Source organism: Natronococcus sp. (assembly GCF_047921035.1).
In the GTDB taxonomy this organism is placed as follows: Archaea; Halobacteriota; Halobacteria; order Halobacteriales; family Natrialbaceae; genus Natronococcus.
In genome coordinates this window covers 31,579-49,877 of sequence record NZ_JBLRWX010000013.1, presented here as the reverse complement: position 1 = coordinate 49,877, position 18,299 = coordinate 31,579, and the positions used below count along the sequence as shown (strand labels likewise).

Here is an 18,299-nt window from a genome sequence, read left to right as displayed (position 1 = left end):
GGGAGCATCGTCCACCCCGCCTACTCGGCGGTCACCTGCGGCATCCTCCACGGCTCGATGGCCGATCAGCTCGTGCTCTGTCACGAGGCCGGCAAGGAAGCGATCCACGGCTACGAGTCGTTCGAGATCCCCTCGATCGAGGAGTACGTCGACCTCTACGAGGACCTCGCCGAGCCCGTTGCCGACGCCACGATCACCGCGGGCGCGCTCAACACGAGCCACCTCGAGGACGACGAGGCGGCCCGACGGGCCGTCGACGAGTACGTCGAGGAGCTCGGCGCGCCCGCCAGCGACGTAATCCGCTTCGGTACGGACGACCTGCTGGAGGCGCTGCTCGAATGAGCCTCGAGACGACGTTCGATCGGCACAGCCTTCCGCTCGAGTTCCCGTTCGGGATCTCCCGGGGGACGGCAACGGAAGCCGAGGTCGTCACCGTCCGAATCGAGGACGACGAGGGGCGGGTAGGGGTCGGCGGCGCGGGCCCCTCGCCCCACTACGGCGAGACGCCCGACACCGTCGCCGCGGTCCTCCCGGAGCTGCTCGCGGTCGTCGAGGACGTCGGCGACCCCCACGCCATCGAGCGAATCGAGCGCCGGATGCGCGAGACCGTCAACCGAAATCCGGCGGCCCGCTGTGCGGTCAGCATCGCGCTCCACGATCTCGCCGCCAAGCGTCTGGAGGTACCGCTCTATCGCTACTGGGGGCTCGATCCCGACGAAACGCTCGAGACCTCCTACACGATCGGGCTCGACGACCCCGAGACGATGCGCGAGAAGACCGAGACGGCCCTCGAGCGCGGTCACGGGCGGCTGAAGGTCAAGCTCGGCACCGACCGCGACGTCGAGATCGTCCGGACGATCCGTTCGGTCGCGCCCGACGTCGACCTGTTCGTCGACGCCAACGAGGCCTGGACGCCCCGCGAGGCGGTGTCGAAGATCGACCGCCTCGCCGAGTTCGACCTCGAGTTCGTCGAACAGCCCGTCGCCGCGGAGGACCCGGAGGGGCTGCGGTTCGTCTACGAGCGATCCACGCTGCCGATCGCGGCCGACGAGTCCTGTATCACCGTCGAGGACGTCCCGCAGATCGCCGACCGCTGTGACATCGCGAACCTCAAACTGATGAAGTGTGGCGGCCTCCGGGAAGCGAAGCGAATGATCCACACCGCCCGCGCCCACGGCCTCGAGGTGATGTGTGGCTGCATGACCGAATCGAACGCCTCGATCGCGGCGGCCTGTCACCTCACGCCGCTGCTGGATTACGCCGATCTGGACGGCTCGCTGCTGCTCGACGAGGATCCGTACTCGGGGGTAGCGATGCCCGGCGGCGAGATCGACCTGGCGGGGCTCGAGCGAACCGGGACCGGTGCCGTCCTCGAGGAGTAGGCGCTAGAGGATCAGGTAGACCCCGGTCGGAACCAACAGGAAGCCGAGCGCGATCTCGAGCCGGGCGGGATCGACCCGGTGGGCGACCAGCCAGCCGGCGACGGCGCCGACGACGATCGGCACCGCGAGCAGCCCCGCAAGCGCGACCGAGACGGCGTCCTGCAGGTAGTACCCCCCGACGGCGAAGCCGGAGATGAAGATCGCCTGGAGCTGTGCGACTCCCAGCGCAACCAGCATCGGTACGCCCAGCAGGACCAGCGCCGGCACCGCGAGGACGGGACCGCCGACGCCGACCAGGCCGGCGACGGTGCTCAGGGCGAGTCCGACTCCCGCGAAGACGAGGCGTCCGCGCCCCGTTTCCGCGTCGACGGCGGCCAGCGAGGGCAGCCCGCGGAGCCGCCGATACGCCAGCAGGACGCCCGTACAGACGATGAGGAGTCCCAACAGGATTCCGAACTGTCGCCGCGAGACGAACGCGTTCAGGGCGGTCCCGGTTAGCGCGCCCAGCACGCTCGAGCCCGCGAGGACCGTCGCCAGTGCCCGCCCCTCCCGTCCGACCAGCTCGCCCGAGCGCGCGTAGCCGACGACGCCGATGACGCCGACGAGGACGAACAGCACGTGGGCGGTTCCCGCGATCTCCGCCGAGGACAGCGGCGTCAGCAGGTAGAGCGCGATCGTCACGAAGATCCCGCCCGCGCCGACCGTCGTGCAGCCCACGCCCGACAGCAGGGCGACGACGAGCAACGCGAGGAGGATCTCGAGCGGGACAGGAACCATCGCGTCCGGAGCTACGTACGCCTCGAGTGAAGTGTCCGGGGGTCCGCGATCGACCGGGGCGTCGACGGACGCCGGATCCGTGTCGGGCTCGTCGAGCAGTTCGTCGCGACGACAGTCGGCACGATCGCCAACATCGTTTAACAGGACACCTATCGTGCGGTGTTTTGCCATGAACGACAGCGACGGCGGCGGTGACGGCAACGGGAGACTCACCAGGCGAGCGCTGCTCGGCGCGACCGGCGGAGCGGTCGCGCTCTCGACCGTCGGAACCGCAGGGGCCGCCGGGGAGGACGCTCGAGGAACCCTCTCGGGGCGATGTCCCGACGCGACGATCCGACCCAGCATGGGCCACTGTGCGGGCGCGAGCACGGAGGGCTGTGCGGACGACCACCCCGCCACGACCGAGCTTCGGGCGGCCGTCGCGGACACCCTCGAGGACCGGTACCCCGACGCGGGCGCCCTGCTCGAGGCCGGTTTCAAGCCGTACTTCGACACCCTCGACGGCGACGACGACGGCTGGTCCCACTGGCTGCATCCGGAGTACATCGGCGACGACGCCGTCCTCGACCCGGAGCGCCCAGAGTCGGTGCTGGTCGACAACGACTCCTGGCGCTCGATCGGCGTCATGTTCATCGCGACCCGAGACGGCGAGCCGATCTCCCCGCCGCCGGCGGTGTACGAGGCCGACGACGACGGCTGGGAGGGGCCACCCGAGGACGACGACTATCACGAGAAGCATCACCCAGACGACGATCACGGCCCTTATCATCCGCACGACGACCACGACCACCACCCCGACGGCGACCCGGACCGCTGCTCGCCCTGGCACTACCACGCCGGCGCGCCGGGCCGGCTTGCCTGGTGGTACTACCGGACGGTCTACGAGGGATCCTACCGAGAGGGCGAACTGGCACCGCCCTGCCGGACGCCCTGCATGATGCACGTCTGGACGGTCGACCACCCCGAGGGGGTCTACGCTCACGGCGGCCCGCCGCCGGAGTACCGCGACCGGGAGCCGGCCGACGATCCGGGGTTCGAGACCGACTCCGAGCCTGGCGAGGACGAACTCGGCTGGGACGCCCTCCCCGACGAGGAGGTCCCGGATCGGCTCCCCGAGTCGTTCTCGCTGGCCGACGGGCTCGGACTGTAGCTGTCCCGATCGCTACGCCGAGCGCCACCGCTCGAGGGCCTCGAGGACCCGTTCGGTCGCCGCCGCGATCGAGAGTTCGTCGGTGTCGATCTCGAGGTCGGCCTCGGGGTCGTCGAACTCCCGGTAGACGACGTGGACGCCCCGCTCGTCGATCGCGTCCTCGCGACGGCGGTTTCGCTCGAGGCAGGTCTCGAGGTTCGCGGTCACGAGGACGAACCGAACGTCGCCGAACGTTCGGAACCGTTCCTGCCACTCGCGCCGGTAGAAGGTGCCGTCGACCAGCCAGGTCGCGTCGTTAGGCCCGTCGGCGACTCGCTCGTACAGCCGCTCGTAGGTCCGCCTCGAGAAGTCGTCGGAGTGCAGCAGCCGGACCGACTCGCCGCGGGCCTCGAGACGGTCGGCGACGCGGGTCGCGAGAGCCGTCTTCCCCGCGCCCGGCGGACCGCAGATGACGACGATCACGGGCTCGGAGAGGTGCCCGACGACCTTCCGCGTTCGGATCGTCGGAACCGGCCGCCAGGGCCGGCGGGCCGTCCTAGTCCCACTCGATCTCCTCGTCGCGGTTCGACTCTCGGAGGATGAACGGGCCGATCGCCAGCGTCCGCTTGGCCATCGTCCCCAGCCGCAGGACGAACGAGACCAGTAGGAGGAAGGGGACGATCGAGACCGTCGCCGCCGCCACGACGATCCAAACGACGGCGTCGATCCCGAAGACGGTGCCCGCCACCGCGTCCGCGTCGAAGAAGGCGATCATCGACATCGCCACGACCAGCGCGGGCACCGAGACGTACATGATCGCCCGCGAGAGGTTGATCAGCTCCCACTGGAAGTACAGCGTCTTGAAGTGCTCGCGGGCGAGCCCGAACAGCTTCAGCGACTCGAGCAGCTGATCGTGGGCCTCGCTTGCTTCGTCGGTAAAGGAATCGGCGTAGACGTTTCGAAGCCGCCGTGCGCGGAAGATCTTCCAGGAGTAGTTGTAATCCAGCGCGAACCTGATGACGTCGTAGGTGCCGAACTGCGCGCCGTCCAATCGCTCGTGGACGGCATCGGCGTGACCCGCGACGTTGTCGACGAACTCGTCGACGCGATCCTCGAACTCCTCGTCGCGGTTGTCGGCGACCGCCTCGCGGAACTCGAGCGCCCGATCCTGCGAGGCGTCGATGATCGCCTGCAGGAACGACGCCGGATCGGGCGGACTGATCGGGGCGTCGATCACGTCCTCGACGTCCTCGTGGAACTCGAGGGAGCCCTCGAGTCGCCCGCGCTGGTCGTCGACGGCGCCCAGCTCCTGGGAGAGCACGAGCTGGTTGATCGTCAGGACGAGCGTGACGCCGGTGATCAGCGATGTCACGAGCGCCTGAAACAGGAAGTGGACGGGTTCCTTCTCCCCCATGAGCGCCCGCAGCGAGACGGGGCTCAGCTGGCTGACGACGAGCAGCCCGACGAACGCGAACGCGGCGAGGACGGCGGTGACGAACCACCGGTTGCCGTTCAGCAGCAGCCACAGCTTCCATCTCGGGTTCGAACTCCGTTCGACCATCGTGTCGGCTGGCTGTGGACCGTCGTCGCTCATCGCTACGTACGGTGGTACGGGTATCGGTCAAAAATACGTACGGCTGGCAGCGAGCAGGTGCCGTCTCATTCTGACTGCGACGTCGACGCCCCGGGTTCGGAGCTGTCGCCGTACGTAACCTCGAACGGTCCCTCGGAGGGATCTTTCTGGGGAACCATCGGTCCCGTCGACGCCGTCCGGCGGGTGATCGTCGCCGTCCGGAGGATGAACGTCGTGAGGAGCGCGAGCGGGAGAACGACGACGGAGATGAGTCCGGCGACGACGTACGGGAGGTAGACGAGGCTGATCGAGGGGCCGGCGAAGTCCGCGTAGATGAACCCGAGCAGCATCGCCGAAAAGATCGAGGGGACGCCGCAGTAAATCGTCAGCTGCGAGAACCGCGTGAGCTCTCGCTGCAGGTAGGTCGTCTTGAAGTGTTCGCGGGCGATGTCGAACAGCTTCAACGCCTCGATCAGCTCGTCTATCGTGTCGTGGGCCTCCTCGGGCAGCTCGTCCCGGTGGCGATCACAGAGGTGTCTGGCGACGTAGAGGTGCCAGGACTCGTCGTAGTTGACCGCCGCGGAGACGGTGTTAAACGTCCCGAAAGACGTTTCCTCGAGCGTTTCGTCCATCCGCTCGGTGCTCTTTTTGACGTCGGCGGCGTACTGCGTCACTTGGTTCTTGACGTCGTCGTCCTCGAGGTCGGCGACGGCGTCCTCGAGGTCGCCGGCGCGGTCGTGCATCGCCTGGACGAGCAGCCGGATGAGCCGCGTGGGTGCGGCCGGACTCGCCGGCACCGACGCTACCTCGGCGACGTCCTCGCGAAACGACATCACGCCCTCGAGCTGGTTCTTCGATTCGCCGGCGGCGGTGAACTCCCGCGAGAGGATGAGCTGGTTGATCGAGACGACGAGCGTCACCAGCGAGAACGTGCCCGCAATCATACCGCTGGCCGCTCGCGTGATGGAGTCGTCGTTGACGACGTCGATGATGCCGATGTTCTGCAGCACGAGAAACGTGAGAAACACTGCGGCCGAGATCGCGATCGCGAGGAACAATCGATCCTCCTCGACGAGAAACCAGTCGCGGACGCGCGCCCAGAAACTCGCCCATCTCCCGACCTGCGCGCCGTAGGACTCGAGCGACTCCTCCGACTGCGACGAACTCATGGCTACAGGTTCAGCGCGCCCGGCAATAAGGAACTTCGTTGCACACGACAACCCGATGTGGCCACCTCGTACGTCCGCGAGCGGCGGTCGTCCCCTTGACTGAACCATCATGGTTCAGACTGAAATACGCTCGCCCCATCCGTTCCGATATGATCAGTTACGACGAGTTCTCCCGAGCGTGGTGCTGCGTGCGATGAGTCGGGACCGATCGACTCGACGGCGCGTACTCGGCGCCGTCGGTGCGGGCACGGCGGTCGTCCTCGCGGGGTGCAGCGATATCACCGGGAGCGAGGCACCGGATTACGAAGCCGGCGAGATCGGCGAGATCGACGGGGAGGATCGCTCCGCAGAGGAGATGACAGCCGCCGAATCGCTCGCCGAGGTCGAACCCAACGAGGGCGTGACGACGCTCGAGCCGCTCTCGCTCGAGTCCCACGAGTTCGTCCTCGAGGACGACTACCGGGGTGCGACCGTACAGGGAACCGTCGAAAACACCGGCGACGACCGGATCCAGCTGATCGAGATCCGCGTGCGGGTGTACAACGACGAGGGCGAACAGGTCGGCCGGTATCTCGACGTCGGGGGCGACCTCGACCCCGGCGCCAGCTGGTCGTTTACCGTCATCATCCTCGAGCCGCTGGCGGACATCGACGACTACGAGGTCGCCGCGATCGGTACCCCGGCGTAGGCCCTTCTCGCCGGTCTCCGGACCCGGACTGCCGGGGAGATAGTTACTCGTGAGCCTCCGTCAGGACCTCCCGCACCCGATCGTTCTGATGCTCGAGTTCCTCGCGCGCGGCGTCGGGGAGCTCCCGGGAGACGGGCTCGAGGGCCCGCTGTTCGTCGGGGTCCGGGAGACCGACGAGGACCGTTCCGACCACCCCCTCCGCCTCGTGGACCGTACACGCGTAGTTGTAGACGCCCTCGCCGTCGAAGGTCCGGTCGAACGAGTTCGACGGCGATAGCTCGCGTGCCCACGGCTCGCTGTCCTCGGGAATCCGTCGCTGGTCGCGGTGGGTCTCCGGGTGGTAACTCGCCGTCTCGTGGGCGCCGCTCTCGGCGATCCACTCGACGGTGCCGCCGTCGACGACGTGAGCGATAGGCGGGTCGAGACGGGGGTCGCCGTCGTCGTCCGACAGTTCGACCTCCGTGTGAGCCTCCGGGTCGCCTATCAGGGGATCGTCCTTCCCGAGTTCGTCGTCGATGCAACCGGCAACCCCTGCCGCGAAGAGCGCGCCGGCGGCTGTCAGCAGCCGCCGCCGACCCGACTGCAGTCGGCTCATTACCGCATCGTTAGGCTCGAATCGATAAAGAACGTCGGATCGCCCCACCTCGAGGCTCGGCTGACCGACGAGAAATAGTATCATGAACTGTAGGGGAGAAAATAACTGCAGAGTGAGTTCTTTTAGTGGTCCGTCGCGTTGCTCCGTCTACGTTGCTGGGATTCAGTTTCGATCCTGACGATCCCGACTACGTCCTGAATCTCAAGGACGAGTACAGCGCGACCGTCAACGTCTTCCTGCATTTCACCGTCCTCGGCATGATCGCGCTGGTGACGGGTCGTCCGTTTCTGTTTCCGAGCCTGGGTCCGTCGGCGTACCTGATCGCGACCGGCGAACAGCCGCGCGCGGAGGGTGCCTATCACGTCATCGGCGGACACACCGTCGCGGTCGTCGGCGGAATGATCGCCTACGCGCTGTTCGGTAACGAGGTCAGCGCGTACGTGGTGTTCGCCCGCCCCGATCCAGCCTTCAGCATCGAGGTGATCTACCTCTGGGCCAGCGGGACGGTCGCGATGATGCTGACGACGACCGCGATGCTGGTGACGAAGACGAACCACGCCGCGGCGTGTGCGACGACCCTGATCGTCGCCCTCGGATTGATGGGCGGCCTCGAGGACGGCGTCATCATCGTCGTCGCCGTCGCCATCCTCTGGTACTTCCACGACAAGGTGATCTCGCCGCTGGCTCACCGGTACGGGTTCGTCCCCCGAGACGCCCGCGCGGAGTAACTCGGTCGGGATCGGCTCGCGGCCGTCTCGAGGGCGGGTCGAGCAAGGCCCACGTTGAAATGCGGTCGCGTCCTCCGTTCTGCCATGAGCAGCCGTCGCAACCGTAGTGGGCGCTTTCGTCGCCGGAGGGCACCGCGATGACCGAACGGGACCGACCGGGTCGACGCACCGTGCTCGCGTCGCTCGGAACCGGGATCGCGCTGTCGCTCGCCGGCTGTGCCGACGCCGTCGACGACGTCGAGGTCGGCGATATCGATCTCGTCGACGGCGTCGGATTGGGGAGCACCGATCCCGACTACGAGAGCGGAACGGTCGACGTCGACGGCGAGGAGCGAACCGACGAGGAGATGGCTATCGCCGAGCGGTTCGCCGACCAGGAGATCGACGAGGACGTGACGCCGCGGGACAACCTCGTCGTCGCGGACCACGAGTTCGTCCTCGAGGACGACTTCCGAGGGTCGACTGTGCAAGGAACCGTCGAGAACAACCGCGACAACCGCATCGAGACCGTCGAAGTCCGGGTCCGGGTGTACGACGACGAGGGCGGCCGGATCGGCCACTACCTCGACAGCACCGTCGACCTCGACGACGGCTCGGAGTGGGAGTTCGAGGTGATCGTCCTCGAGTCACCCGACGACGTCGCCGAGTACGATATCGCGGTGCTGGGGACGCCCTCGTAGCACGCCGGTCGTCCCGCGTCGAAACGCGCGCTCAGAGCAACCGGTCGGATACGTCCTCGTAGACCGTCTCCGCCGACTCGGAGAGCGCGTAGCTCGGTCGTCCCTTCCCCGTCGGCGACCGCTCTTCCGTTCGCACTTCCTCGACGATCCCCTCGTCCTCGAGCCGGTACAGCGATCGCATGACGTCGGCCTCCGTGACCGTGCCGACGACCTCGGACTCGAGGTCCTCGAGCCGCGTCCGGCAGCTCCGACGGACCTCGTGGGTCTGGGCGGGCGTCTCGTCGTTTCGATGCGCGTCGGCGACGGCGAGCAGTACCAGCTGTTCGGTCAGCGAGAGCGAATCGAGTTCCGTATCTGCCACCATACGTGACCGTAGTACGTACTGGTTGGTAGCAGTTCCCCTTGATCTACGTCCGCGAAAACGTCCCCGTCGGCCGACGATCGAACCGCAGTCGGATCTACGAGTTCTCCTCTTCCCGGAGCTCCTCGAGTTCGGCGTCGATCTCGTCGTCGTCGACCGCGGCCTCGAGGTCCTCGAGTTCCTCTTCGTCGACCGACTCGGGTTCGGCCTCCGAGCTACCGCCGCCGACCTCCGATTTGAGCGTCTCGAGTTCCGCCTCGACGCCGCTGTCGGTCGAGAGCTCCTCGAGTTCGCGGTCGATCGAGTCCTTGTCGGAGAGCACGTCCTCGAACGCACCCGACTCCTGGAGTTCGTCCAGGGCGGCGGCGCGGGCCTCCATGTCCTCGGTCTGTTCCTCGGCGCGTTCGATAGCGCGGCCGACGTCCTCGAACTCCTCCCCGGTGGCGGTCATCGCCTCCGAGACCGAGGAGCTGGCCTTGGCGGCCTGATGGCGGGCCTTCATCGTCTCCTTTTTTGTGCGGAACTCCTCGATGCGGTTCTGGAGTTCGTCCTTCTGGTCGATCAGACTGTCCTGCTGGCTCTGGAGCTTCGAGATCTGGCGCTCCAGATCCTCGATCTGGTTCATCTTCGTCTTCTTTTTCTCCAGGGCGCGCCGGGCCAGATCCTCCCGGTCCTGCTGGACGGCCGTCCGGGCCTGATCGTTGTGTTTCTCGACGTTCTCCTCGAGGCGCTTTTTCTGCATCTCGAGGCGCTTTTTCTGCGTTGTGAGATCTGCGATCCCACGTTTGACCTGCTGGAGCTGGTCGCGCATCTGCTCGTAGGAGTAGTCGAGCGTCTCGGTCGGGTCCTCGGCCCGGTTGAGCACCGAGTTGATCTTCGAGCGGATGACGTAGGAGGTCCGAGAGAGGATGCCCATACGCCTACGTATGGTTCCCCGCCCTTAAAAACATCACATCAGCGACAGTCGTCTCGAAATCGACGCCACGTGGGCTCTCACACCGACGATCTTTCGAGGATCCCGGATCGACGAGCCCCCGGAGTCAGCCGGAGAGAGTCGACTGCAGTAGCTACTATACGGCTCGCACGCAACCCGGGAGTATGACCGACGTACTCGTTCCCGGGGGCCGCGACGTCCGGGGCCGGCTCGAGGAACCCGACGGCGACCCCGAGGCGATCGTCGTCGCCTGCCCGCCCCATCCCCAACACGGCGGCTCGCGTACGGACCAGCGACTGATCGCCGTAAGCGAGACGCTCCGCGAGGCGGGGGTCGCCTGCCTGCGGTTCGACTACGGCCCGTGGGACGACGGCGACGGCGAGTGTGAGGACGTTCGCAACGCGATCCGGTGGGCCGACGACCGGTACGACCGGGTCGGCGTCTTCGGCTACAGCTTCGGCGCCTCGCTGGCGCTGCTGGCGGCCGCGAGTGTCGATCGACCGCTCCTCGGCGTCGCCGCGCTCGCACCGACCGCGTCGCTCGGGCCCGAACTCGAGGCGACCGACGCCCTCTCGACCCTCGAGGTGCCGACCCTGCTCCTCTACGGCGAGCGCGACACCACCGTCGACTGGGAGCCCGTCGTCGAACTGGCCCGCGAGCGCGGCGACGAAACGGTGGCGCTGCCGGCCGATCACTTCTTCCTCGGAACCCGCGAGGAGATCACACGAAACGTCGGCGAGTTCTTCGAACGGCTGCTCGCCGAATCCTGATACGACCCGGGTTCGGCGCGGGAGAAACCGCCGACTACGCTCGAGTAGTCGCCGTCTGTGTCGGTGCCGTCCGGCCGTCTCGCTCCTCGAGCGGGCGAAAACCCGATCGAACCCTCCTGTCCTGTGTTACGCTGTCACATCCGTCGAGCGACGAGTCTTCCTCGAGTGATTAACAATAGTTCCGGGACTGTTCCGATCGCTTGGAGTATCAATGAACCTGAAGACGCTTCGGGATCGTCACTCGGCCGGACTCGACGGCGGTCGAACGGACGGAATCGTCCCGAGGAGGGAACGGTGGGGTGGTGTGTCGTGAGCGAATCGTTCGATCGGTCGCCGGCTGCGGCCGAGTCGGGTGCGACGGGAGCGGCTGCCGACGAGGGAGGGCGCACCGTCGCGATCCACCAGCCGAACTACCTGCCCTGGCTCGGCTACTTCGAGAAGATCCGCCGAAGCGACGTCTTCGTCTTCCTCGACGACGCCGAGTACACCACGGGATCCTGGATCAACCGGAACAAGATCAAGACGCCACACGGCTGGACGTGGCTCACCGTCCCGGTCCGAGGGACGAGCGAGCCGATCGCAGGTGTCGAAATCGTCGACGATGGGTGGCGCGACACCCACCGGAAGAGCCTGCAGGCGAGCTACGGCGGCGCGGCCCACTACGAGGAGTTCGGGGCCTTCTTCGCGGCGACCTACGCGCGATCCTGGGAGTCGCTGTGCGAGCTGAACGTTCACCTCGTCCGACGGCTCGCGGATCGACTCGATCTCGACTGCGAGTTCGTCCGCGCGTCGACCCTCGAGGTCGACGCCACCGGGAGCGAGCGGATCGTCCGGCTCTGCGAGGAACTCGGTGCCGATCGGTACTACTCGGGGGAGGGTGCCCGATCGTACAACGACCACGCGCGGTTCGAGGCGGCCGGAATCGACCTCGAGTACCAGTCGTTCGACCCGCCCCGGTACGAGCAGCGATTCGGCGAGTTCCTGCCGACCCTCTCGGTCGTCGACCCGCTCATGAACCTCGGGATCGAGGGGACCCGGGAGCTGCTGGCGGTGAGCGACGATGCGTAGCGCCGACCTCGAGGGGTGGGCGGAGGACTTCAGCTACGACTACTATCGACGGCTGCTGGAGGCGCTGCGGGCGACCTTCGAGCTTCGAACGCTCTCGGAGTACCGACCCCAGCGCCCGTCGAACGACCGGGTCGCGTTCGTTCGCCACGACGTCGACGTCTGCCTCGAGCGGGCCGTCGAGATGGCCGAACTCGAGTACGAACTCGGCGTCCGATCGACGTACATGGTGTTGCCGGACACGCCGCTGTACGACCTCGCGGACGAGCGGGATCTGTTGCACCTGATCCACGAGTTCGGCCACGAGATCGCGCTGCACTGCGATCTCTCCGGTGTCGAGCCCGACGAGCCCGTCGGCCGGGACGGACTGACGCCGAGCGAGCGCCGACGGATCGACGGCGCAAAACGCCGCCTGGAGGAACTGGACCTCCGCCCGGTCGCGTCCGTCTCGTTTCACCGCCCGTCCGAGCGGGTCCTCGAGGGCCCCCGGACGATCGACGGTATGGTAAACGCATACAACCCGGACCTGCTGTCGACGTACATCTCCGACTCGAGCGGTCGGTGGCGCGAGGGTGCGCCCCTCGAGTCGATCCTCGAGGAGGCCGACGCCGACCGCCTGCAGGTGCTCGCTCACCCGGTCTGGTGGGGGGCCGAGCACGAGCCCCCCCTCGAGCGCTTCGCCGCGGTCGCCGACCGATTCGACGCGAGCGACCCGAAAACGTACGAGGAGCTCGTCTCGATCTACCCGCCCTACGGCGAGCGGATCGACGCGGATCGCGTTCTCGCCTGACGCGAGATCGTCCTCGTTTTCGTCGCGTCCGCGGCCGAGGCGATCAGTCCCGGCCGTGTCGCGTGACGCACTTCGGGAGCCCAATCAGCTCGACGGGTTCCGAGTTGTCCGGCGAGTAGACGACCATCTGCCCTTTCTCCATGTAGGGGACCTTCGACTCGAGATTGGAGGGAATGTTGACGCTCTTGATGGCGTCCTCGTCGCCGAGGTTGAGCACGACGGTGGTGTTGATCTGCTTGAAAACGGCGTCGTCGATGTCCTGGGGGTCCTGGGTGATCAGGAAGAGCCCGAGCCGTTCCTTGCGGCCCTGCTTTGCGGCCTCGGTGAACTTCGTGATGACCTTTCGGGCCTGAACGCTGTCGGCGTCGGTGAGGAAGTTGTGGGCCTCGTCCATCCCCAGCACCAGGGGAGTCTCCTTGATCCGGTCGTAGGTCGGATCGTTCGAGAGCTTCTCGTCGATCAACAGCGACGACAGCGCGAGGACGACGGCCTCCGTGGCGCGGGTGTCCGAAACGTGGTAGGTCGGGACGACGGTGAGACCGCCAGGGCGGACGAACTCGTGGATCAGCTCCGTGATCGGGCGGGCGTCCTGGTCGAAGACGTCCTCGAAGCCGAACACCCGACGTCGCACGGCGTCGTAGGTCGCCTCGTGGACTCGGCCGGACTCGTCTAGCTCCTCGCGCAAGGCAGGATCGTCGAGGAACGACTTGAACCCCGCGTAGGAGCCGTCGTTCCCGGCCTCCGTGAAGAACCGATCGAGCAGATAGGTGAGGGCGCCGTACTGGTTGTCGTTGAGCGACCCGCCCGAGACGAGCCATGGCCGACTCCGACACATCGAGAACGGGATGGTGAACTCGACGCACTCGGCGCGGTGGTGGCCCGCCGAGTAGCTGGCGTCGCCGACTTTCGGCACGAACGCCGTCGTGTCCGCGACGCCGCCGTGGGCGACGCCCTCGCGCTCGAGGCGGCGGGCGAACTCGGCGTCGAGGTCGGGGTTGTCGTCGTGCATCTGGGCGTACTCGTCCTGGGGGTCGAACTGGACGACGGCGGGACCGACGGTGCGGCCGTCCTCCATGGGATACTGGCGCTCGTCGGCGAGGTACTGCCGGAGAACGTTCTTCGCGGCGTGGGTCTTCCCCGACCCCGTCCCGCCGGCGACCAGGGTGTGTCGGAAGACCAGCGGATCGCCCGCCTCGTAGTCGTCCTTCAGCCGGTAGTCGATCGTCGGCGGCGTCGCCGCCGTCCGGACCTTCTCGCCGCCGACCGAGAGGTGGCCCAGGAAGACGCCGTCCTCGGGCATCTTCAGTCCCGTCTTGATCTCGGTCGTGTCGTTGGCCTGCCGGATGACCGTCTGGGGTTTGGGGACCCGGTCGGTCATCCGTCGTTTGAGTTCGCCGTCGTCTCGCGGGCTCTGCCCGCTCGAGCCGTCCGCGGAGCGTGGCTCCGCGCTGTCCTCGTACAACACCGCTACGGGCTCGAGCGAGGCGACGAACTTGTAGTCGGCCTCGTCGACGTCGTCCCGGCGCATCGCGCGACGGGCGTGGATCTCCGTCGCGTCGTCGGCGTGGTACTGCTGGGCGTACTCGAGGCCGGTGATCCGACAGAACAGCGTCTCGCCGTCGGGGTATGGCGCGACCAGGTAGCTGCCGATCCGGACCGACGAGCGGTTGCCGCTGGTGACGTAGGCCCGAAGCGAGGTTTCATCTTCGTCCTCGGCGATTCGCAGTCCCTGGGAGACACAGATCGTTCCGATGCCGACGTCCTCGCCCCGCGGTTCGACGTCCGCGGGTTCGAACCCGCTCGAGTCCGTCGGTTCCTCGGTCGCCGACGTCGACGCGCTCGAGTCGGCCGTCGAATCGGCGCCCGCGTCGGCGTCGAACTCGCTGAAATCACCCAGATCCGTCATATCGGCTCCATGAGGGGCCGCCTACAAACGCGTTTCCCTCCGCTCGCGAACGGGTTCGAAGAAGTCGGACGCAGGTAGCGGTTCAGTTCGTCGACGGCGTCGATCGGTTCGGCCCCCGTACCATCCCGGACCGGGGATCGAACTCGATCGCGCCGACGTCTACCATCGCCGGGAGGTGGACGTGGTAGAGCGCGAGGCGGGCCTCGGAGCGCGCCGAGAGCGAGTCGACGTTCCGTTCGACCAGTTCGGCGGCGAGGGTGTCGACCGAGACCGGCCGATCAAGCTCCGCGAGCATCGCGTACAGCCGGGTCCGAACCGGGTGGACGAGCGTCTCGAGCGTCCGTTCGTCGGCCCGATCGCCGTCCTCGAGCAGCCCCGAGAGGTCGTCGACCGGGAGCGGCCGCTCGACGGTCCGGCGAGCGACCTCGCCGTCCCACTCGAGGATGCCGTGGTCGGCCAGCCGCGGCAGGTGGTTGTGGACGAGTGCGATCCGAATCTCCCCTCGACCGGCCGGCTCCCGGGCCGCGACGGCGTCGGCGAGTTCCTCGAGGGTCCGCGGTTCGTCCTCGAGGGCCGCCAGCAGGTGAATCCGTCTCGGATGCCGAAGAACGTCGTACCACTCCCAAGATACGGCTGCCAGTCCCCCCTGCGAGCCGTCGTCACCGGTCCGTGCGTCCGAACTCATTACGAAAACGCAGTACTGCTACGGGAATAAACTCGGTCCCGAAACAGTTTGGGTTAGGAATCTTATATGTGTTCGGCGTTCCCGCGAAATCGACTCCTTGCCCGGTGATAAACGGCGAACCCGGTGCTGGGTGTTGTTCGTCGGACCGCCGTCGAGCGAACGCGGCTCGAGGTTCGACCGATTCGAACACGCAGGCGGCTCGAGTGCGGGTATTTTTTGCGTCTCGGGCCCGTAGTTCGACGCATGTTCATCGTACGCGGTCGCGCGGGCGGAACCGAACTCACCGGAACGGTGTACGAGCGGGGGGAACGGCCCCCCTCGTTCCGGGGTGCACCCGACGAAGACGCCGCGTACGTCTGGATCTGCGACGAATTCTACGAGGTCGACAGCGGCGGCAGCGTGCAGGTCGTCGACGGCCGCGAGGTCAACCTCGCCTTCGAGTCGCCGATGCCCCGCGGCTTCGACACCCGCGAGCAGGCCCTCGAGGCCGCCGAGGAACACGTCCGCACGCAGTTCGCCCGGATCGGCGTCGACCCGGAGTCGGTCGAACTCGAGGTCGAGCGGGATCCCTAGGACGGCGTCCTCGAGTCGGCCGATACGCGGGTCACCCGTATTCAACAGGCCGCTGTGGTAGGTACTGTAGATTCGAGGAGTCGACTAGTCCGAAACGACCTGCCGTCGATGTCTCCTAAGGGGTTATCCCGTTCGACCACCGAGGACCGATATGCAGTGGTGCGATCAGCCGACGGGATCGACCGGGAGTGAGGGTTCGGGGACCGAAGCCGGAGCCCGGAGGGGAGCAGCGTGACCGACGACCCCCTCCCGGCCGAACACCTCTCGCCGCTCGCCGCGCTCGTCGACGAGGTCCTCGCGGGCGTCGGCTACGAGGTGGCGACCGCCACCGACGCCGTCGACGATGCCGTCCCCGGCTACGGCGGGCTGTTCGATCCAGCGACTACCCGGGACGAGTTGCGCTCCGCACTCGAGGAGCTGCTGGCGTCGGGACTTTCCCGGCCACCCGTCCCCGAGCCGACGGGCGACGCCTTCGTCCTCTACGTCGACGGCAGTTCGCGCGGCAACCCCGGCCCTGCAGGAGCGGGCGCCGTCATCCTGGACGCTGAAGAGAACCAACTCGCCCGTCTCGGCCGACCAGTCGGCTCCCGAGCGGGAAACAACACCGCCGAGTACGTCGCCCTCCAGCTCGGACTCTCCGAACTGTTGGCTCGCTACGAGCCCCGCAGGCTCGAGGTCCGCATCGACTCGATGACGGTCATTCGAGACGTCTGGGGCGGCGAGGACCCGACGGAACCGGGCGTCGAGACCTACAGCGAGGCCGTCGCGGACGCGCTCTCGAGCGTCCCGGACCACCGATACACGCACCTGGCCGACAGCGACCCGAACCCCGCCGACGCGCTGGCGACGGTGGGTGCCGATATCGCGGCGTTCGGACCGGGATAGCGATCGGAGGACTCGATTGCTGTTCCGTTACTACTCGTTTGGCGGAGCGATTTCGTTATGTCAAACGTCGTATGAAGATCGCGGTATGCACAGACGACTCACTCACCGCTCGCTACGCTCGCGCTTCGATCGTCGTTCCGCAGAGAGACGCGCTGTCGCGCGTCTCGGACGGCTGTTCGCCCAGTAGAAACTGCGAGCGAAGCGAGCAGTTTACCTCTGCACGTAACACTTCGTCCGACTCGGGTTTACGATTCCAACTGCACAACGAAACCGGATTTTCGACTACTGGTAGGCGTCCTCGAGCCAGCGGTGCTCGTCGTAGCTGCGGTCCTGGCTCGTCTCGAAACGGGTCTCGAGGGTCTCACGGAGCGAACGCTTCTCGGGGGCGCTGATCCGAGCGAGTTCGTCGGCCTTGCCGACGATCGTCGGCGGCCCGTGGGCGACGGCGACGTCCTGGAGCAGCTGGATCGTGAGCCGTTCGCGGGTCTCCCGGTCGCGGGTGACGGCGTAGGGGGCCTCGATCCGGTACAGCAGGTCGTCGCGGGGGTCGTAGACGACGAAAAAGGTGACCTCGTAGGCCTCCGGCGGGAGTTCGCGCTCGACCCCGAGCGCGTCGCCGTCGGCCGAAAGCGGACGGTCGACCCCGGCCCGGGATCGAAACCAGTTCGTGTAGGTCAGTGCCGAGGTGTCCCGCTCCCAGCGCTCGCCGTCGACGTCGTCGACGTACTCCCCGCGCTCGAGCAGCCGGGTGAACATCGCGGCGTCGTTCGTCCAGGGAGCGCTCGCGTCGGTCGTCTCCCGGACCGCCCGGGTGATTGCCTTCGTCGCCGGATTCTTGACGAACCCGACCAGTGGGACGTCGCGTTCGACGAACCGCTCGACGAGCCGGACGTAGTTCTCGAGCACCGTCGTCGGCCGGGGATCCTCGAGCAGGAAGTCGGCGAGGTCGGGATGCTGGTCGGCCCAGCGCAACAAGCCGCGGGGGTAGAGGGGGCCGTCGAGGACGAGCAGGTCCGACACTGCGTCGGCGTGCTCGTGGGCGTGTTCGCTCTCGGCGAGGTACAGCGCCAGCGCGTGGACGACCCCCTCGGCGAACCGATCCAGACGGTCGATCCGGATCACCCGGCGCTTGCTCGTCTCCTCGTCGAATCGATCCCAGTCCTCGTTGTCGACGCTTGCGGTCGCGTCGCTCGAGTGAACCGTCATCACCGCCGTTCGAGACCGGTGGAGCTCGAGGTCGCTGGGCGTCGCGCTCATCGCCGCCTGGGCGACGTCGATGACGAGGCCGTTTTTGAACGTCGTCGGGTTGATCGTCCCCGCGTCGAGCCCGTGCTCGGTCGGGAACGGCCGATCGGTCAGCGCCACGTCCTCGCAGTCGACCAGCCGGCGGGACCGGTCGTCGACCGGCTCGAGGACGACCCGGCCGTTCTGACGGAGCGGATCGAGGAACTCCTCCCAGACGGTCTCGGCGAACGCCCGCCGGTCCCGCTCGTCGGCGCCGTGGTCGATCCGTCCCGCGAGTTCGGCGATCCCGTCGAAGTGGACCGGATCGAGGGTCATAGCAGTGACCTTTCGTCCCGCTTTCAAATATCTCGCGGTCGGCGCCGCG

At 67.2% G+C, this 18,299-nt stretch carries 21 protein-coding genes; 11 read left to right on the top strand and 10 right to left on the bottom strand.

The window, feature by feature from the left end:
* Both ACNA7R_RS04750 and ACNA7R_RS04745 read left to right on the top strand, forming a co-directional pair.
* On the top strand, positions 1 to 342 hold a 342-nt coding region (locus tag ACNA7R_RS04750), incomplete at its 5' end, for a DUF1611 domain-containing protein (RefSeq protein ID WP_416282408.1).
* Entirely contained in the window at positions 339 to 1,382 is a 1,044-nt protein-coding gene (locus tag ACNA7R_RS04745) for a dipeptide epimerase (protein ID WP_416282407.1), read from the top strand. The genes ACNA7R_RS04750 and ACNA7R_RS04745, both read left to right, overlap by 4 nt.
* A 3-nt stretch (positions 1,383 to 1,385) precedes the next feature.
* Here ACNA7R_RS04745 and ACNA7R_RS04740 read toward each other — a convergent pair whose 3' ends face one another.
* A complete protein-coding gene (locus ACNA7R_RS04740) occupies positions 1,386 to 2,159 on the bottom strand; it encodes a sulfite exporter TauE/SafE family protein (protein ID WP_416282406.1) in 774 nt (257 codons plus the stop codon).
* A gap of 169 nt (positions 2,160 to 2,328) precedes the next feature.
* On the opposite strand from ACNA7R_RS04740, the gene ACNA7R_RS04735 reads away from it, so the two are divergent.
* Positions 2,329 to 3,309 carry a hypothetical protein gene (locus tag ACNA7R_RS04735; RefSeq protein WP_416282405.1) on the top strand — a complete coding sequence of 327 codons (981 nt, stop codon included), beginning with the start codon at positions 2,329 to 2,331 and terminating at the stop codon, positions 3,307 to 3,309.
* A gap of 12 nt (positions 3,310 to 3,321) precedes the next feature.
* Here the strand turns inward: ACNA7R_RS04735 and ACNA7R_RS04730 are convergent, their stop codons facing one another.
* From ACNA7R_RS04730 to ACNA7R_RS04720, 3 genes are all read right to left on the bottom strand, one after another.
* Positions 3,322 to 3,771 carry an AAA family ATPase gene (locus tag ACNA7R_RS04730; protein ID WP_416282404.1) on the bottom strand — a complete coding sequence of 150 codons (450 nt, stop codon included), beginning with the start codon at positions 3,769 to 3,771 and terminating at the stop codon, positions 3,322 to 3,324.
* A gap of 73 nt (positions 3,772 to 3,844) precedes the next feature.
* Positions 3,845 to 4,882, bottom strand: a complete 1,038-nt coding sequence (locus ACNA7R_RS04725) for a hypothetical protein (protein WP_416282403.1) — start codon at positions 4,880 to 4,882, stop codon at positions 3,845 to 3,847.
* A 65-nt stretch (positions 4,883 to 4,947) separates the two neighbouring features.
* Positions 4,948 to 6,030 (bottom strand): hypothetical protein, encoded by a 1,083-nt coding sequence (locus ACNA7R_RS04720; RefSeq protein WP_416282402.1) that lies wholly within the window; start codon positions 6,028 to 6,030, stop codon positions 4,948 to 4,950.
* 193 nt (positions 6,031 to 6,223) lie between these two features.
* On the opposite strand from ACNA7R_RS04720, the gene ACNA7R_RS04715 reads away from it, so the two are divergent.
* Positions 6,224 to 6,718 (top strand): FxLYD domain-containing protein, encoded by a 495-nt coding sequence (locus ACNA7R_RS04715; protein ID WP_416282401.1) that lies wholly within the window; start codon positions 6,224 to 6,226, stop codon positions 6,716 to 6,718.
* A gap of 43 nt (positions 6,719 to 6,761) precedes the next feature.
* Here the strand turns inward: ACNA7R_RS04715 and ACNA7R_RS04710 are convergent, their stop codons facing one another.
* A complete protein-coding gene (locus ACNA7R_RS04710; protein ID WP_416282400.1) occupies positions 6,762 to 7,313 on the bottom strand; it encodes a plastocyanin/azurin family copper-binding protein in 552 nt (183 codons plus the stop codon).
* Between the two features lie 152 nt (positions 7,314 to 7,465).
* Between ACNA7R_RS04710 and ACNA7R_RS04705 the strand changes: the two genes are divergently transcribed.
* Together ACNA7R_RS04705 and ACNA7R_RS04700 are read left to right on the top strand one after the other, a co-directional pair.
* Positions 7,466 to 8,041, top strand: a complete 576-nt coding sequence (locus ACNA7R_RS04705; protein ID WP_416282399.1) for an HPP family protein — start codon at positions 7,466 to 7,468, stop codon at positions 8,039 to 8,041.
* 137 nt (positions 8,042 to 8,178) lie between these two features.
* A complete protein-coding gene (locus ACNA7R_RS04700; RefSeq protein ID WP_416282398.1) occupies positions 8,179 to 8,721 on the top strand; it encodes an FxLYD domain-containing protein in 543 nt (180 codons plus the stop codon).
* A 31-nt stretch (positions 8,722 to 8,752) separates the two neighbouring features.
* Here the strand turns inward: ACNA7R_RS04700 and ACNA7R_RS04695 are convergent, their stop codons facing one another.
* Positions 8,753 to 9,085 (bottom strand): hypothetical protein, encoded by a 333-nt coding sequence (locus tag ACNA7R_RS04695; RefSeq protein WP_416282397.1) that lies wholly within the window; start codon positions 9,083 to 9,085, stop codon positions 8,753 to 8,755.
* 94 nt (positions 9,086 to 9,179) lie between these two features.
* Positions 9,180 to 9,998 carry a PspA/IM30 family protein gene (locus ACNA7R_RS04690; protein ID WP_416282396.1) on the bottom strand — a complete coding sequence of 273 codons (819 nt, stop codon included), beginning with the start codon at positions 9,996 to 9,998 and terminating at the stop codon, positions 9,180 to 9,182.
* A gap of 182 nt (positions 9,999 to 10,180) precedes the next feature.
* Here ACNA7R_RS04690 and ACNA7R_RS04685 point away from each other — a divergent pair, with 182 nt between their 5' ends.
* From ACNA7R_RS04685 to ACNA7R_RS04675, 3 genes are all read left to right on the top strand, one after another.
* Entirely contained in the window at positions 10,181 to 10,786 is a 606-nt protein-coding gene (locus tag ACNA7R_RS04685; protein WP_416282395.1) for an alpha/beta hydrolase, read from the top strand.
* Positions 10,787 to 11,095: 309 nt separating this feature from the next.
* The gene (locus ACNA7R_RS04680) at positions 11,096 to 11,854 is read left to right on the top strand and encodes a WbqC family protein (protein ID WP_416282394.1); all 759 of its coding nucleotides are present in this window, start codon (positions 11,096 to 11,098) and stop codon (positions 11,852 to 11,854) included.
* A complete protein-coding gene (locus ACNA7R_RS04675; protein WP_416282393.1) occupies positions 11,847 to 12,641 on the top strand; it encodes a hypothetical protein in 795 nt (264 codons plus the stop codon). Before ACNA7R_RS04680 ends, ACNA7R_RS04675 begins: the two co-directional genes overlap by 8 nt.
* 43 nt (positions 12,642 to 12,684) lie before the next feature.
* Here the strand turns inward: ACNA7R_RS04675 and ACNA7R_RS04670 are convergent, their stop codons facing one another.
* Together ACNA7R_RS04670 and ACNA7R_RS04665 are read right to left on the bottom strand one after the other, a co-directional pair.
* Positions 12,685 to 14,547 (bottom strand): ATP-binding protein, encoded by a 1,863-nt coding sequence (locus ACNA7R_RS04670; protein WP_416282392.1) that lies wholly within the window; start codon positions 14,545 to 14,547, stop codon positions 12,685 to 12,687.
* 82 nt (positions 14,548 to 14,629) lie between these two features.
* A complete protein-coding gene (locus ACNA7R_RS04665) occupies positions 14,630 to 15,232 on the bottom strand; it encodes a hypothetical protein (RefSeq protein WP_416282391.1) in 603 nt (200 codons plus the stop codon).
* Positions 15,233 to 15,475: 243 nt separating this feature from the next.
* On the opposite strand from ACNA7R_RS04665, the gene ACNA7R_RS04660 reads away from it, so the two are divergent.
* Both ACNA7R_RS04660 and ACNA7R_RS04655 read left to right on the top strand, forming a co-directional pair.
* Complete coding sequence (locus tag ACNA7R_RS04660) at positions 15,476 to 15,805, top strand: hypothetical protein (protein WP_416282390.1); 330 nt, start codon at positions 15,476 to 15,478, stop codon at positions 15,803 to 15,805.
* A 231-nt stretch (positions 15,806 to 16,036) separates the two neighbouring features.
* Positions 16,037 to 16,690: a ribonuclease HI family protein gene (locus ACNA7R_RS04655; RefSeq protein WP_416282389.1), complete on the top strand. Its 654-nt coding sequence runs from the start codon at positions 16,037 to 16,039 to the stop codon at positions 16,688 to 16,690.
* Between the two features lie 282 nt (positions 16,691 to 16,972).
* Here ACNA7R_RS04655 and ACNA7R_RS04650 read toward each other — a convergent pair whose 3' ends face one another.
* On the bottom strand, positions 16,973 to 18,250 hold the full coding sequence (locus ACNA7R_RS04650; RefSeq protein ID WP_416282388.1) for a DNA double-strand break repair nuclease NurA: 1,278 nt from the start codon (positions 18,248 to 18,250) through the stop codon (positions 16,973 to 16,975).
* Between the last annotated feature and the right edge of the window lie 49 nt (positions 18,251 to 18,299).